Source organism: Streptomyces sp. NPDC057694, from assembly GCF_042799415.1.
In the GTDB taxonomy this organism is placed as follows: domain Bacteria; phylum Actinomycetota; class Actinomycetes; order Streptomycetales; family Streptomycetaceae; genus Streptomyces.
On record NZ_JBHVIX010000046.1, the window covers coordinates 16,427 to 31,360 of the forward strand.

9 protein-coding genes are annotated in these 14,934 nt (G+C 70.2%); 3 read left to right on the forward strand and 6 right to left on the reverse strand.

What is annotated here, in order from left to right; translation table 11 throughout:
* Positions 1-7: 7 nt before the first annotated feature.
* The 4 genes from ACFVDP_RS43005 to ACFVDP_RS43020 are packed head-to-tail and all read right to left on the reverse strand — an operon-like array spanning position 8 to position 4,876.
* Positions 8-1,285, reverse strand: a complete 1,278-nt coding sequence (locus ACFVDP_RS43005; protein ID WP_383503133.1) for an MFS transporter — start codon at positions 1,283-1,285, stop codon at positions 8-10.
* Positions 1,282-2,598, reverse strand: a complete 1,317-nt coding sequence (locus tag ACFVDP_RS43010; RefSeq protein ID WP_383503135.1) for an acetyl-CoA carboxylase biotin carboxylase subunit family protein — start codon at positions 2,596-2,598, stop codon at positions 1,282-1,284. Before ACFVDP_RS43010 ends, ACFVDP_RS43005 begins: the two co-directional genes overlap by 4 nt.
* Positions 2,586-3,920 carry an ATP-grasp domain-containing protein gene (locus ACFVDP_RS43015; protein WP_383503137.1) on the reverse strand — a complete coding sequence of 445 codons (1,335 nt, stop codon included), beginning with the start codon at positions 3,918-3,920 and terminating at the stop codon, positions 2,586-2,588. The genes ACFVDP_RS43010 and ACFVDP_RS43015 overlap by 13 nt, the downstream gene beginning before the upstream one ends.
* Complete coding sequence (locus tag ACFVDP_RS43020) at positions 3,917-4,876, reverse strand: PLP-dependent cysteine synthase family protein (protein WP_383503139.1); 960 nt, start codon at positions 4,874-4,876, stop codon at positions 3,917-3,919. The genes ACFVDP_RS43015 and ACFVDP_RS43020 overlap by 4 nt, the downstream gene beginning before the upstream one ends.
* A 237-nt stretch (positions 4,877-5,113) precedes the next feature.
* Between ACFVDP_RS43020 and ACFVDP_RS43025 the strand changes: the two genes are divergently transcribed.
* The 3 genes from ACFVDP_RS43025 to ACFVDP_RS43035 all read left to right on the forward strand — a co-directional run bounded on the left by ACFVDP_RS43025 (position 5,114) and on the right by ACFVDP_RS43035 (position 12,344).
* The gene (locus ACFVDP_RS43025; RefSeq protein WP_383503141.1) at positions 5,114-9,025 is read left to right on the forward strand and encodes an amino acid adenylation domain-containing protein; all 3,912 of its coding nucleotides are present in this window, start codon (positions 5,114-5,116) and stop codon (positions 9,023-9,025) included.
* Positions 9,026-9,216: 191 nt separating this feature from the next.
* Positions 9,217-10,635 carry an NAD(P)/FAD-dependent oxidoreductase gene (locus tag ACFVDP_RS43030; RefSeq protein ID WP_383503143.1) on the forward strand — a complete coding sequence of 473 codons (1,419 nt, stop codon included), beginning with the start codon at positions 9,217-9,219 and terminating at the stop codon, positions 10,633-10,635.
* Positions 10,632-12,344 carry a cytochrome bc complex cytochrome b subunit gene (locus tag ACFVDP_RS43035; protein ID WP_383503145.1) on the forward strand — a complete coding sequence of 571 codons (1,713 nt, stop codon included), beginning with the start codon at positions 10,632-10,634 and terminating at the stop codon, positions 12,342-12,344. The genes ACFVDP_RS43030 and ACFVDP_RS43035 overlap by 4 nt, the downstream gene beginning before the upstream one ends.
* 375 nt (positions 12,345-12,719) lie before the next feature.
* On the opposite strand, the gene ACFVDP_RS43040 is transcribed toward ACFVDP_RS43035, so the two are convergent.
* Positions 12,720-13,148, reverse strand: coding sequence for a helix-turn-helix domain-containing protein (locus ACFVDP_RS43040; RefSeq protein ID WP_383503147.1), 429 nt, complete (start codon positions 13,146-13,148; stop codon positions 12,720-12,722).
* A gap of 58 nt (positions 13,149-13,206) precedes the next feature.
* The gene (locus ACFVDP_RS43045) at positions 13,207-13,827 is read right to left on the reverse strand and encodes a hypothetical protein (protein ID WP_383503149.1); all 621 of its coding nucleotides are present in this window, start codon (positions 13,825-13,827) and stop codon (positions 13,207-13,209) included.
* Between the last annotated feature and the right edge of the window lie 1,107 nt (positions 13,828-14,934).

Below are 14,934 nucleotides of genomic sequence, written 5' to 3' on the forward strand. Positions count from 1 at the left end.
TCCTCCGTCATCCGTCGCTCAGTTGCAGGTCCGTCACCGGACCGGCGGGTGGCCGTGCGGTGTCCGGCTCCGTGCGGGCCAGGGGGCGCACCGCCGCCTCGGGCAGCCGCCGCTCCAGGACGAGGGCGCCGAGGGCCGAGACGCTCATGCCGACGGCCAGCACCAGCCACATGCCGGTCGCCGACACCGACAGCAGGGCGGTCAGCACCGCGGGCGCCAGCGCGATGGGCACCGCCCAGGACAGCTGGTACACCGCCATGTGCCGGCCGCGGGTCTCCTCGGGCGCCGCGCCCGCCACCAGGGCCGAAGCCGTCGCCCCGTGCAACAGCTCACCGACAGTGAACAGGGCGGTCGCGCCGAACACCCCGACGATCAGCACGGAGTTGTCCGACAGGGTGCTCAGGGCGGCGTACACCAGGAAGGACAGGCCGAAGATCCCGGCGCCCGCGGACACCGCGCGGGTGCGCCGGAAGCGGACCAGGAACCGCGTCACCGGGATCTGCAGCACGGCGATCCCGGCGGTGTTCACCGCGTACAGGACGCCGACCAGCGAGTCCGCCGCGTCCAGTTCCTGGGTGAGGTACACCGGCAGGCTCACCGAGAGCACCATGTAGCCGAAGGCCGTCGGGATGTTGAGCAGGCTCAGTGCGAGAAACGGACGGTTGCGGACCACCAGACGGTAGCCGCCCGAGCGGGCGGCCCGCGGGCCCGCGGGAGCGCCGTCGCGGCCGGTGGGGATGGAGCGCATGCACGCGGCGGCCGCGAGATAGCCGGCGGCGGCACCGAGCACGATCACGTGGTACGCCGAGTCGCTGTCCAGCGCGAGGACCGCGCCTGCCAGCAGGCCGCCCGCCCCCAGCCCGGCGTTGCGCAGGCTGCGCTGGGCGGCCAGCAGCTCGTCCCGCGCGCGGCCCTGCACGATCTCCGCGACGAACGACTGGATGGACGGCGGGTACGCCATGTCACCGAACGCGACCACGAGAACCACCGCGAACATGACGGCGCCGTTGTCGACCAGCGGGTAGACGCAGAACCCTGCGGCGCGCAGCAGATATCCGCCCACCACCACGGTACGGGCGCCGAACCGGTCGATGAGCACGCCCGCGATCGGATTGCTGACCAGGCTGATCACCGCGGCCGTTGTCATGACGGCGCCGACCCGCGTCAGTGACAGGCCGGTGGCGTGGTGGAAGTACAGCAGTGACAGGGGCAGGTACATTCCGCTGCCGATGGCGTCGACCACCATGCCCAGCATGTACTTCGACTTGACCGACTGCTTCGTCACGCGCGCGCCTCCGGGCCGTGGTCGCTGTCGCTGTCGCTGTCGCCGGCGTCGTACAAGGGCTCGATCTCGGTGTCCGCCATGACGCGCGCGCCGAGTTCGCGCAGCCTGCGTTCGCACTCCTCGCGGGTGGGCGCCGAACCCACCGCCGCCGTCAGGAAGTCCGCGGATCCGGCGGCCGGCGCGATGACCTGGCCCTCCTCGGCGAACAGCCAGAAGCCCCGCACCCAGGCGTCGTCGGGCACCGCCGGCAGCCGGCGCACCAGGCCGGGACGCTTCATCGTGAGGACCTGCCCCGACATGTGGCGCGGCCGGGGCAGCGAGCCGTCGGGCGCGGGTGCGGTCCCCTGCGCCGGCAGCCCCGCCTCCGCCTGCGTCACGTACGCGCCGAGGTGGACGCCGAACAGGGTCAGGAAGACCTCGCGGATCTTCGCGCCGCCCGACCGGCAGGCCGCCTCGCACAGGACGAGCCGGTCGTCGGGGGTGTGGAAGACCTCCATGTGGAAGGCATGGTCCCGAAGCCGTGAGCCGGGTCCGGACAGCGCCGCCAGCACCTGCTTGGCCAACGTGAGCAGCCGCGGGGTGAGAGGGTCGTCCACGTCCAGGGTGAGGTCCACCCGCGGCCCCGGGTCGGAGCCGAAGGACGCCAGCTCGTACTGGTACTGGGACGGCCAGGCAGCCGCGACCTCGCCGTCGGCCACATAGCCGTCGACGTGGCACATGCGGCCCGGCACGAACTTCTCCAGCAGGACGTCGTCGCGTACGCCGTCCGGGTAGGTCAGCGCCACGGCGTCGTCGAAGTCCGGCCGGTCCCGGCAGATGCGCAGCCCGATCGAGTTGTAGCCGCTGCGTTCCTTGAGGACGAGCGGGAAGCCGTGCGCGGCGGCGAACCGGCGTGCCTTCTCGGCGGTGCGCGCCGGGGTGTGCTCGGCGACCTCGATCCCGGCTGCCCGCGCCCGGGCCTTCATCAGCACCTTGTCGCGGTAGGGCTCGACGTCCGCCGTCCACGCGCCGGCCAGGCCGAGGCACTCGCGCAGCGCCGCGGCGCGCAGTACGTCGGCCTCGTGGAGGGCGACGACGTGAGTCGCGGTGAACTTCTCCGCGAGTTCGAGGGCGCGCGCGTCGACCGCCGGTTCGTCGAAGTCGTCGAACAGCTCGAAGCGGGTGAACACCGGATCGCTGACGGCCAGTTGCTCGTCGCCCGGCGCGAGCCGGTCGCGCGCGGCCAGCACGACGACGTCCCCGTCGTACCCCGCGAGCCAGTCGCCGTAGGGGAACGGCCGCAGCGGATTGCGGTGCAGGATCAGGACGCACATACGGGGGCCTCGGGAGTGTCGGTGGTCTCGGGGGGCTCGGTGCCGGCCGCGGTGGCCACGCGGGCCAGCGCCGGGGTGCCGTCCGGCAGGGTCAGCCGGACGTGGACGACGTCCCGCACGAGCCGCGCGCCGCGGGCCACCGCGGCCGTGGTGTCGGGCCCGGTCACGGCGACGAGTCCCAGCCGGTCCCAGTTGTCGCGCACGGGCCGCACCGCGGTGCCCGGCTTCGCGCTGATGCGTACGTCGATGACGTCGGCCAGCCGCAGCGCCTCGGCGACGCCTTCCACCGCCCGCACCGTGCCCGCGTCACCGACCAAGGCGCGCACGCACGCGCCCGCGTGCGCGACGGGCCGCTCGGGCAGTTCGCCGGCCAGTCGGAACGGCCAGGCGAGCGCGAGGGTCATCAGGTCGACGCCGTAGGCCGCCTCGACGAGTTCGGGGATGGCGTCGCCGGCCACCCGGTTGTGGCTCTCGATGACGCGCGGCCCGTCCGGGCCGAGACGGATCTCGGTGTGGCAGACCCCGTCCCGCATCCCGATCACGTCGAGGAAGCGGCGCACCGCGGTGCGCACGGACTCCTCGGCCGCCACGTCGAGGCGGGCGGGCACCGCGTGGCCGAGCTCGGCGAAGTGCGCGCGGTGCGTGAACTTCTCGGTGATCGCCACGACGACGTGGCGGCCCGCGAAACTGAACGACTCGACGCTGAACTCCGGCCCGTCCACGTACTCCTCCATGAGGAAGTCCCGCAGGACGAACAGCGTGGAGACCCGGTCGGTCCTGGTGCCGACCATGGCCCGCACGGCCTGCCACACCCGCTCGATGTCCTCGGCGCCGGTCACCCGCTGCACGCCGATGCTGGCCGTCGCGTCGGTCGGCTTGACGATGAACGGATAGCCGACGCGAGCGCCGAAGGCGGCCAGGTCGGCGCGGGTGCGCAGCGGTGCGGCGCGCACGGCGGAGGCCGGATCGTGCACGGCGAGGTGGGCGCGCATCACCTTCTTGTCGCGAAAGCGCAGCGTGACTGCGTGCGAGGTGCCGCCGAGGCCGAACAGGTCATTGATCCGGGCCGCGTTCTCCAGACCCGGCTCGGTCAGTGACAGCGCCAGGTCGAAGCCTGGTGCGGTGCGCAGCCGGCAGGCGAGCGGCTCGACGAGATCCCACCGCGTGTAGTCGACGACCTCGACACGGTCGGCGAGGCGCCGCTGTTCGTCGTTGATCTTGGTGGGGTGCTGCAGCAGCAGGACGCGCAGCCCCAGCAGCGCGGCCTTGGCCACGGTCTCGTCGGTGCCCCCGACGAGCAGCACCGTATGCGCGCGGTTCATCGGCCTCGACTCCCGTCCCCGGCCTCGGGCCACCAGGTCAGATAGCGCTCCCCGCTGTCCGGGAAGACGGTCGCGACACACGCTCCGGACAGATCGTGGCGGCGCGCGAGCTCGACACAGCCGTACGCGGCCGCGCCCGCGGAGATCCCGACGAGCAGGCCGGTGGCGGCGGCGATGGCGCGGGTCGTCGCGGCGGCGTCCGCGTCGTCGACGACGATCACCTCGTCGATGAGGTCGACATCGGTGACAGGGCTGGTGAAACCGCCGTTCAGACCCGGTATGCGGTGCGGTCCCGGCGCGCCGCCGGACAGCAGCGGTGAACCGGCAGGCTCGACCGCGACCACCCTCAGCCCCGGGTTGTGCTCGCGCAGTGCCCGCGCGCAGCCGGTCAGGGTGCCGCCCGTGCCGACGCCGCACACCAGATAGTCGACCGGGCCGCCGACGGCCCGGCCTATCTCCGGGCCCGTGGTTTCGTAGTGGGCGCGGACGTTGGCCGGGTTCTCGTGCTGGCGGGCGTACCACGAGCCGTCGATCTCGGCGTGCAGCTTCTCCGCGCGCTCGATGCAGCCGGCGAAGCCGGTGTCGGGGTCGGTGAACTCGACGTCCGCGCCCAGCATGCGCAGCGTCAGTACTCGCTCGTTCGAGGCGTTGGCGGGCAGCACGATGACACAGCGGTAGCCGCGCGCGGCCGCCAGCGAGGCGAGCGCGATGCCGGTGTTGCCCGACGTCGACTCGATCACCGTGGTCCCCGGCGCGAGCAGCCCGGCCTCCTCGGCCGCGCGCACCATGTACAGCGCGGCCCGGTCCTTGATGCTGGACAGCGGATTGGCGTACTCCAGCTTGGCCAGGACCCGGGCGTCGGCCGGGATTCCCGCCAGCCGCAGGCGCAGCATCGGGGTGTTGCCGACCAGATCCTCGAAGGACTCGGCGACGGCGCCGTCAGGGGCGTTGGGCATGGCGATGGCTTCTTCCGCTCGGGTTCCCGCCGCGGCGGCACACCGGTCTCGCAGGCAACGTAGAAGTCCAACTCCCTTATGGACAAGAGCAGTTGACCGGGGCACCAGTGGTCCTCGACCGGGCTTCGAGACTCCGGCCGGTCTCGACCGGTCCTTGACCGTCGTCCGAGCCCTCCAGGACAGCCTCTGCTTTCAGCCATCGGGGGCAGCTACCGGGAATGAGCCAGGGAGGGTTCCATGGCCGTGGCCATAGACCGGGAAACCGGCGGAAGATGCCTGACCGGCCTGCTGGCCGAGCAGGCCGGTCAGCGCCCGCACGAGCCGGCCGTCGTGCACGGGAACCGGACACTGACGTTCCGCGAACTCGCCCGCAGCGCCCGCCGGACGGCCGCGTGCCTGCGCCGTCGCGGTGTGCGCGGCGAGGACCGGGTGGGCATCTTCCTCGACGCCTCGATGGAGCTGATGACCGGAGTGTGGGGCGTCCTCCACGCAGGCGGCGCCTATCTCCCGCTCCCGCTGGACTACCCGGACGAGCGGCTGCGGCACATGATCGAGGACGCGGGGATCCGCGTCGTGTTCACCCGGCTCGAACTGGCCGGCCGGCTGGCGGCACTCGCGCCGCCCCACGTCACCGTGGTCACACCACAGGACGTCGAACAGGACGCGCGACGCCACCCCGACGCGGCGGCGGCCGCGGAGCCCGCCGCCGGCCCGCGCCCGGACGGCCTCGCCTACGTCATCTACACCTCCGGAAGCACGGGCAGGCCGAAGGGCGTGATGATCGAACACCGCTCCGTCGCCCACCAGCTTCAGTGGCTCCGCGACCACCAGGGCCTCGGCCCCGGCACGGTCGTCCTGCACAAGACACCGGTCGGCTTCGACGCGGCCCAGTGGGAGATCCTCGCCCCCGCCTGCGGGGCCGCGGTGGTGATCGGGGAGCCCGGCATCCACCGCGACCCCGCCCGGCTCATCGACACCGTCCTCACGCACCGGGTCACCACCCTGCAGTGCGTCCCCACTCTCCTCAAGGCGCTCCTCGACAGCGACGACATGGCCCGGTGCACGTCCCTGACCCAGATCTTCAGCGGGGGAGAGGCACTCTCGCGCGACCTGGCCCGACAGTGTCTGCGGACCCTGCCGCACTGCACGCTGACGAACCTGTACGGGCCGACGGAATGCACCATCAACGCCTCGGCGTTCACGGTCACCGCAGACTCCCTGGAAACGCCGCCGCAGTCCGCGACAGCGGGCGAGAGCTCGCATTCCGTACCCATCGGCACCCCCGTGACGAGCCTCGCCGCCCGCGTCCTGGACGGCGAGATGCGCCCGGTGGAACCCGGCCGCACCGGCGAGCTGTGGCTCAGCGGCGTGCAGCTCGCCCGCGGATACCTGGGCCGGCCCGACCTGACCGGCGAACGGTTCGTGCCGAGCCCCTTTGGCGACGCGGCCCCCCACGACCGGCTCTACCGCACCGGCGACCTCGCCTCCTGGAACGCGGACGGCACCCTCCAGTTCGCCGGCCGCGTCGACAACCAGATCAAGCTGCGCGGCTTCCGTATCGAACTGGAGGAGGTGCGACTGGCCATCGAGGCCCATGACTGGGTGAAGAACGCGGCGGTCCTGGTCCACGACGACCCGCGCACGGGATCCCGGCACCTGGTGGCCTGCCTCGAACTGAGCCCGCGCGAAGCGGCACTGATGGACCAAGGGCGCACAGCCGCGCACCATCTGTCCAAGGAGTCCCGCCTCCAGGTCAGGGCCCAGCTCGCGCACGCGGGCGTCCGCGCGGACGCGGCCCTGCGCGACCGCCCGGCCGTGGACCTGCCCGGCGCGGCGGAGTCGGCGCCCCAGCGGGCCCGCGCCTTCGCCCGCAAGACCTACCGCACCTACGACGGCGCGAGCCCCGCCCCCCAGGACATCCTGAACGCGCTGACCCGGCGTGCCCGGCCCGCCACCGCGGCGCGCGAGCCGAAAGAACTCACCCTCGACGAACTCGGCACGCTGCTCAGGGAGTTCGGCCCCTATCACAGCGACGAGCGACTGCTGCCGAAGTACGCCTACGCCTCCCCGGGCTCGTTGTACGCCACACAGCTCTACCTGGAGACCAGCGGAGACATCGCCTCACTGGAGCCGGGTGTGTACTACCACCACCCGCTCCAGCACCGGCTGATCCGAGTCGGCGATGCCCGCGAGCGCGTCGCACCACCCGGCCTGCGCCTGCACTTCCTGGGCCACAGCCGGGCCGTGGAGCCCGTCTACAAGAACAACATCCGCGAGGTGCTGGAGATCGAGGCCGGGCACATGGCGGGTCTGTTAGACGAGATCCTGCCCGCCCACGGCCTGAGCCTGCGCGCCGCCCCCTACGACCCGCACGACCGGGAACCGCTCGACTGCCCGCCCGATGACCACTACCTCGGCTCCTTCGTGCTCGCCCCGTACACCCCGCCCGACCCCCTCGCGGACGTGGACGTCTACGTGCAGATCCACCCCGGCAGCGACATGGGCCTGCGATGCGGCCTCTACCACTGCGCCGAGGGCCGGCTGCGCCACCTCACGGACGAGATCGTGCTCAAGCGGCACGTCATCGCCATCAACCAGCACACGTACCGGCAGGCGAGCTTCGGGATCACCGCCGTCAGCCGCACCGATGAGGACTGGCGCCAGTACCTCGACCTCGGCCGCTTCCTGCACCGCCTGCAGGCCAACACGGGGCGCCTGGGACTGATGTCGGCGGGCTACAGCTCCCGCACCGGCCACGACCTGCCGGCGGCCCGCCGGATCGACGCACTCCTCGCCCGCCACGGACGGCCCACCGGACCCTCCTACTTCTGCGTGGGCGGCAAGGTGAGCGAGGAGCAGATCGCCCACGAGGGCATGAACGAGGACATGATCCACATGAAGGGGCCCGCCGAGCTGATCAAGGACGATCTGCTGAGCCTGCTGCCCGATTTCATGGTGCCGCACCGGATCCTGGTCATGGACCGCCTGCCGCACACCGCGAACGGCAAACTCGACACCCGTGCCCTGACCGCCCGTGCCGCCGCCGTCGCCGCGGACGACCGGCCGCTGACACCGCCCACGACCCGCACAGAGAAGCGGCTGTGGGAGCTGTGGGCACCGGCGCTGAGGCGTGAGGTCCTCTCTGTACGGGACGACTTCTTCGCCTGCGGTGGCAACTCGCTGATCGCGGTGGCCCTGGTCAACCGGATCAACCGCGAATTCGGCGTCACCGTGCCGGTCCAGGTCTTCTTCGAGGCGGCGACGGTGGAGAAGCTCGCGCGGTACATCGACGGGGCCGCCGGCCGGCGCACCTCGCCCCGCCTGGTACGGCTGAACACCGAGGGCACCGGCCGGCCCGTCTTCTGCTGGCCGGGACTCGGGGGATCACCGATGAACCTGCGCCTGGCCGCCGAGCGCTGTGCGTCGGACGGCGGTGCGCCACGCCCCGTGTACGGCGTGCAGGCCCTCGGCCTCAACGCGGGTGAAACCCCCGCCGCCTCCCTGGCGGAGATGGCCGCCGCCGACGTCGCGGCCATCCGCAGGCTGTGCCCCGAGGGCCCCTACACGCTGTGGGGCTACTCCTTCGGGGCGCGCGTCGCCCACGAGGCGGCCCGGCAGCTGGAACAGGCCGGGCAACGGGTGGACCACGTGGTGCTGCTTGCCCCCGGCTCGCCCCGGCTGCCCGGCCCACCTTCCTGGAGCGCCGCGCGCGCGGACTTCGCCGACGACACGTTCCGTACGGTCCTGCTGTCCGTCTTCACCGGAACCACGTCGGGTGCGCTGACGGCCGCCTGCCTGCACGAGGCGCACGACCGGGCGAGCTTCGCCCGCTTCGTCACGAAGTCCCTGCCCACACTGGACGAGGCGACAGTGCGGCGCGTCATCGCGGTGGCGTGCACGACGTACGGCTGGCGGCCGGGACCGCACCGGCCCGCCGCACCCCTCACCGTCGTGACGGCACGCGGCGACGAGCCCTCCTTCCTCGAACGCGAGCCGTCCCCGGCCGACCCGACAGCCCCGCCCCCCGCCTTCGCCCGTCTGGACGCCGACCACTACGGCATGCTCCGCGACCCGGGGGTGGACGAACTCGCGAAGATCCTGGCCCGGCGCGCACCGCACGTGATACCCGCGGTCATCGAGAACACATGATCGGGATGAGTCAGCGCCGAAGAGGAACACAAGGAGGTCGGCAAGTTCGGCGCCCAGCTGGTGTCCTCGACACCGCCTCGACACCCTCTCGAAGGCGGCTCGCGGCCTGCTGGAGGCATGCCCGACCGCTCTCGCCACCCCTTCCGGAACATCGCATGATGCGAGAACAACAACCGGGAGGAGCAGGCGAGTTGACATCCCAAACGCTGACTCCCGGCAGTGGCCACGGACACGCGGTGGTGATCGGAGCGAGCTTCGCGGGACTCACCGCCGCCCGGGCGCTGGCCGGATTCATGGACCGGGTCACCGTGATCGAACGCGACTGGATGCCCCAGGGGCACGCCCGTCGCCGGGGCGTGCGCCAGGCCCGCTACCCGCATCCCCTGATGCCCACCGCCAGGCAGGAACTCGAGCGGCTGTTCCCCGGGGTCGGCCAGGACCTGGAGCGGGCCGGAGCGATGACGGTCCGCATGTCCGACCACCTGCTGCTGCGCGGCCCCGACGGCTGGCTGCCACGCTGCGACACCGACCTGACGCTGCTGAGCGCGGGCCGCGACCTGATCGACGCGGTGCTGCGGGAGCGGCTGCGGTCCGATCCCACGGTGGCGTTCCTGCCCGAGCACGAAGTGGTCGGGCTGGAGCCGGGCCGCCAGGACACCGTCACCGGCGTGTGGGTGCGCGGCCACGACCGGGGCACCCCGCGCGCCCCGGGCCCGCGCACGCTGCTGTCCGCCGATTTCGTGATCGATGCCTCCGGACAGGGCTCCCACGCCCCGCAGTGGCTGGCGGAACTCGGCTACGGGCAGGTGGCCGAAACCTTCCGCGCCACCCAGAGCCCCCGCGCGGCCGCCGAGTTCGCCCCGCCCGTCGGCCACGTCGCCTCGTGGCGGAGCCTGCAGCTCATGCCCTCGCCCGGGCACCCGGGCGAAGGCATGCTCCATCCCGTCGAAGGCGGCCGCTGGTCCGTCTCGCTGACCGGCGGAGCCACCGGCACGCCGCCCACCGACCACAAGGAACTGCTCCGCGCAGCCGGCGCCCTCGGCCACCCGCTGCTGCACGACGTCATCAGCACCGCGAGCCCGCTCGGCCCGGTCTACCACCACCCCGCCACAGGGAGCCGCTGGCGGCACTACGAGCGACTGCGCCGCTTCCCCGACCAGTTCCTCGTCGTCGGCGACGCCCTCGCGGCGCTCGACCCCGCCCACAGCCAGGGCATGACCCTGGCCGTGCGCAGCGCGCTGACCCTGAATCAGCTGCTGACCGCCCACGGCACCGCGATCGGCCTCAGCCGCCGTCTGCGCCAGGCCCTCGCCCACCAGGTCGCCTCGGCCTGGCCGCCGGCCCGCCCCCCGCGCACTCCGCGTGCCCGGCTGAGGCGCTGGTGCGCGGCCCGTATCGACGCCCACTGCGCCACCGACCCCCGCGCGGCCGAGCTCGTCCTCGAACGTCTCGCGACCGGTGGCCAGACAGCGCAGACGCTGCGCCCGGACGTCCTGCGCACCGCACTGCGTGCCCCGGCCGTCTCCCTCGCGGCCCCCGAAGAAGCGACTCGCCGCCAGGCAAGACCAGTCCGGACAGTTCAGAGACAAGGAGAGGCTGCGCCGTCATGAGTACGAGCGATACGGCACCGCGGGCATCGCGCGCCGAGGCGCCCAGAGGCGAGCGCGTCGCCGATTGGTTCGACGGACGACTCGGGATCTACGCCAACGCCAAGGGGCTGGTGCGCAAGGTCTTTCCCGAGCACTGGTCGTTCATGTTCGGCGAGATAGCCCTCTACAGCTTTCTCGTGCTGATCCTCACCGGCATCTACCTCACGCTCTTCTTCAACCCGAGCATGGGCGAAGTCACCTACAACGGCTCGCACGTTCCGCTGCAGGGAGTGCGGATGTCGGAGGCGTACGCCTCCACCTTGAGGATCAGCTTCGACGTGCGCGGCGGCCTGTTCATCCGCCAGCTCCATCACTGGGCCGCCCTCATCATGATCGCCGCGACCATGGCGCACACCCTGCGGCACTTCCTCACCGGCTCGTTCCGCAAGCCCCGCGAAGTCAACTGGGTGCTGGGTGTCATCCTGCTCGTCACGGTCACCCTGGAGGGCTTCGTCGGCTACTCGCTCCCCGACGACCTGCTCTCGGGCACCGGCCTGCGGATCGCGGAGGGAGTCACGCTCGCCATTCCCGTGGTGGGCACCTACCTGACGATGTTCCTGTTCGGCGGCGAGTTCCCCGGCACGGAGGTGATCCCCCGCTTCTACGGCATCCACATCCTGCTGATCCCGGGCATCCTGGCCGCGCTCGTCGTGCTCCACCTGATCCTGGTCTTCTACCACAAGCACACCCAGTTCCGCGGCCCCGGACGTACCGAGAACAACGTCGTCGGCGAACCCCTGATGCCGAACTACACGGCCAAGGCCGGCGGGTTCTTCTTCCTGGTGGCCGGAGTGCTCGCGCTCCTCGCCGGCCTCGCCCAGGTCAATCCCGTCTGGGTGTACGGCCCCTACCGCCCCGACCTGATCTCCCAGGGCTCCCAGCCCGACTGGTACATGGGCTTCCTCGAGGGCGCCCTGCGCGCCTTCCCCGCCTGGGAGTTCGCCATCGGCGGTTACACCGTCAACCTGGGCATCCTGGTGCCGGCCGTCATCATGCCCACCTTCCTGATCACGGTGGTCGCGCTCTATCCGTTCCTGGAAGCGTGGATCACCGGCGACAAGCAGGAGCACCACCTCCTCGACCGGCCCCGCGACCAGGCCGTGCGCACCGCCTTCGTGCTGTCGCTCGCCGCCTTCTACCTGGTGCTGTTCTTCGGCGGCGCCAACGACATCCTCGCCGAACGCTTCCACCTGTCACTGAACTCCATCACGTGGGCGGTCAGGATCGGCGTCTTCCTCGTACCGGCGCTGACCTACGTCGTCACGAAGCGGATCTGCCTGGGTCTGCAGCACCGCGACCGGGACAAGCTGACGCACGGACGCGAGACCGGCATCATCAAGCGTCTGCCGCACGGCGAGTTCGTGGAGGTGCACGAACCCCTGGACCAGGGCCGCGCGTACACGCTGCTGTCCAAGGAGCCCCCCGCCCCGCTGCCGGCGCCCGAGCCCGAACACAACGGTGTGCGCAACCCCATGCCCCGCAGGGAGATCCTGCGCCACCGCCTCAGCCGGTGGCTCCACGCGGGGGTGATCGCACCGCCCACGAAGGCGGAGCTGGAGCATCCGCCGACCTCGCGGCCGCCGTCGCCGCAGGTATCGGCTGGCGCCGAGTATTTGCACCAGCATCTGGGACGCGACGCAGAGCCACCCGTCGATGAGACACCAGAGTGATCGCCACTGCCTGGCCCGACAGGCCGCCGAACAGTACACCGCCCGCGGCGCGGCACCCTGCGGCAACAGGGCGACGCACACCGGACAACGCCGCTGCAGCGGCTGCCCGACGTACCCGGACACACGGTCAGCCTAGATCCACCCAAAGATCCAGATCAGGGGATCAGACACAGGCTCTCAGCCTGGAAGGAGCGGGTGGAGTGCGCGTGGGCCGGTGCTCCCTCTTCATGTTTGTTCTACTCCTCCAGAGCAAGCCGGTTTCTCTGGTGCTACCGGTGGTGGGAGCATCTTTTCCTCATGGTGCGGGCGGTACAGACGTGAACGGCGCCGCACCCTCAGAGGGGCACAGCGCCGTTCCTGAGGCGAGGTCCGGTGTCAGCCGGTTTCGGCGAGAGGTGTCAGGTTGGCGAGCTGGGCGGCGAAGCGCGCGCGCCGTTGTTGAGTGAAGCCGGCGGGGTCGTTGGCCTTGATCTCTGGCACGGCCATCACGGCGGAGGCGGTCTTGCCGCCCGTCAGGAGCGGGTGCAACTGGTAGCGGCCATCCTCAAGGCCCCACGCAAGCCCGCTCGTGCGTAGTTGGCGAAAGGCCCGGTTCACCGTGGGCTTGCTCGCCCCGAGTGCTGCGCACATCTCGTTCTGGCTGATCTCCGCAGTGCCGTGCTCTTCATCGCTGAGGGCAAGCAGGTTGTCGAGCACGCGACGAGCCGCGAGCGAGATGTCGACCAGGGCGAGCAGCTGCAGCATCTCCCGCGAGATGACCAGTGGCTCCTCAGTAGGGGGGCCGGGGACGTAGGGGCTGCTCACGAAACCTCACCACTTCCGATCAGACCGACACCGTGTACCGAGGATATGCCTACCCGCTTCACGCGCTCGCCCTGCGCGACTGCGGCCCACGCTTACGCAGCGCGACCACCTTCTCCTTGCGACGAGACTCCTCGGTCCGTTCCTTCTCAGCAGCTCTCATCTCACGCCACTCGGCAGGATAGTTCGGCGCCGGAATAACACATGCAGACCCATCGGCGTCGATCCACATCTGCTGCCACTTCCCCTGTTCCCCGGAGGTGCCGGCCACCGTGAGCCAGGGGTTGAGCTGGAGAATCCCGCGCTTGGCGGTCCGCATCCAACCGATGTGCACGAAGAACTGACTCGCCTCGTTCACTGACGCGGCTGACAGCACGCAACGAGCTTGGAGATCACGCTGGGTCATCCGCACGAACCCGCGGGGAGCAAGCCGCTTCTCCTGCGTCCGAGTCCCGTCTTGGGCGGCAATGAGCTTGCACCACACCTGGAACCAGCTGCCGGGCATTCTCAGCCCGCCGAGAGCGTCCATGAGGATTCGCGCATCCAGTACGTACCCGTTCACCTCCGCGCTCGCTGCGAACGCACGACCTTGGATCCTCTCCACCCCCAAGATCAGGCCGCCCTTGCCGTCCGATCGCGCCACAACGCGCTCGCCGGGCCGGACGATCGGCAGCTGGTCCATGAAGTAGCCCCCTGCGAAAGATCAATGAGTGACCTGAACGGTAGCACTGGGTAAACCGGCTTGTTCTGGGCTACTAGAACAACCACCCTGGCCAAAAGAAGTGATGAGTCGTCAGATGGGCGTGGTGGGTGTTCTGAGGATCTAGAACGTCCACGACGCGTTTGTTCTGCATTTTCAGAACAAACGCGTCGGCAATTCCGCAGGTCAGCAGCGGTTTCACCTGGAATCGCTCTTATATGTCTATAGAGCCTCAAGCGCTCCCTTGGCTACTCATGCCCTGCCTCCAAGCACCACCAGTGCCCGGCGTCTCGGCTCCTCCTCCTAGTACCCGCCTCAGTGGTAGCCCTGTCACTCGCTGGAACACCAGTGCCCCTTGCGTAACTGATGACCTGTGAAGCCCGAACCCTGATGTCGGTTCGGGTTGGAGGACGCCGTTGTGTGGAGTTCTTGGGTGCGTTCGGAGTTCTGGCCACCTACAACCAGGCGCAGTTCAGGGTGTTTTGCGACTGCCAATTTTGGGGCGCCTTTTTGAGCGTGGGTTTCATTCTGCAGTCTTTTGGTGGTGCCTGTGAGGCCAGATTTTATCCAGATTCCAAGTTTGACGCACACAGGCTGAGCCGGCATCCGTTACAGGTTGGCTGCTGCAGCCAGGTGTAGGCCAATGCGGAGCGAATCTGACAGAGCATCATAGAGTGACGCCAACTCCCATAGTGAGAGCGGGAGTTCGTTTCTGGACTGTTATTGCCCCGTCGGTCTCGATGACGTTCTAGCCGGCATCGATGTCCGATGACCGGGCCTGTGTCCGCAGCTTGCGAGCAGAAGAACGGAGAGTATTCTTGCTCAGAATTTGAACTGGCACAGTAATCAATAGAATTGGCGATTAGTCAGTTCTTTGAACCGGGAAAGGCCGAAGGAGGGCGCCCTGACCCGCAGCCAGCACCCAGAAGTTCGCGGAGCGAATTTCTGTAGGCTTGAATTGCGGAGCAATTCGAGCCGCGGACAACGGAGTTGTCCGCACCGGACGGCGGAGCCGGCCGGGAGGCCACGCGGAGCGTGGCCGTCTTCCGCCACGTAGTGGCGGCGCGTCGTGTCTGCGGAGCAGACCTG

Bases quoted from the DNA above. Each gene is read 5' to 3' on its own strand.
- ACFVDP_RS43035 (WP_383503145.1), top strand. From the start codon at position 10,632: ATGAGTACGAGCGATACGGCACCGCGGGCATCGCGCGCCGAGGCGCCC.
- ACFVDP_RS43025 (WP_383503141.1), top strand. From the start codon at position 5,114: ATGGCCGTGGCCATAGACCGGGAAACCGGCGGAAGATGCCTGACCGGC.
- ACFVDP_RS43020 (WP_383503139.1), bottom strand. From the start codon at position 4,876: ATGCCCAACGCCCCTGACGGCGCCGTCGCCGAGTCCTTCGAGGATCTG.
- ACFVDP_RS43010 (WP_383503135.1), bottom strand. From the start codon at position 2,598: ATGTGCGTCCTGATCCTGCACCGCAATCCGCTGCGGCCGTTCCCCTAC.
- ACFVDP_RS43015 (WP_383503137.1), bottom strand. From the start codon at position 3,920: ATGAACCGCGCGCATACGGTGCTGCTCGTCGGGGGCACCGACGAGACC.
- ACFVDP_RS43045 (WP_383503149.1), bottom strand. From the start codon at position 13,827: ATGGACCAGCTGCCGATCGTCCGGCCCGGCGAGCGCGTTGTGGCGCGA.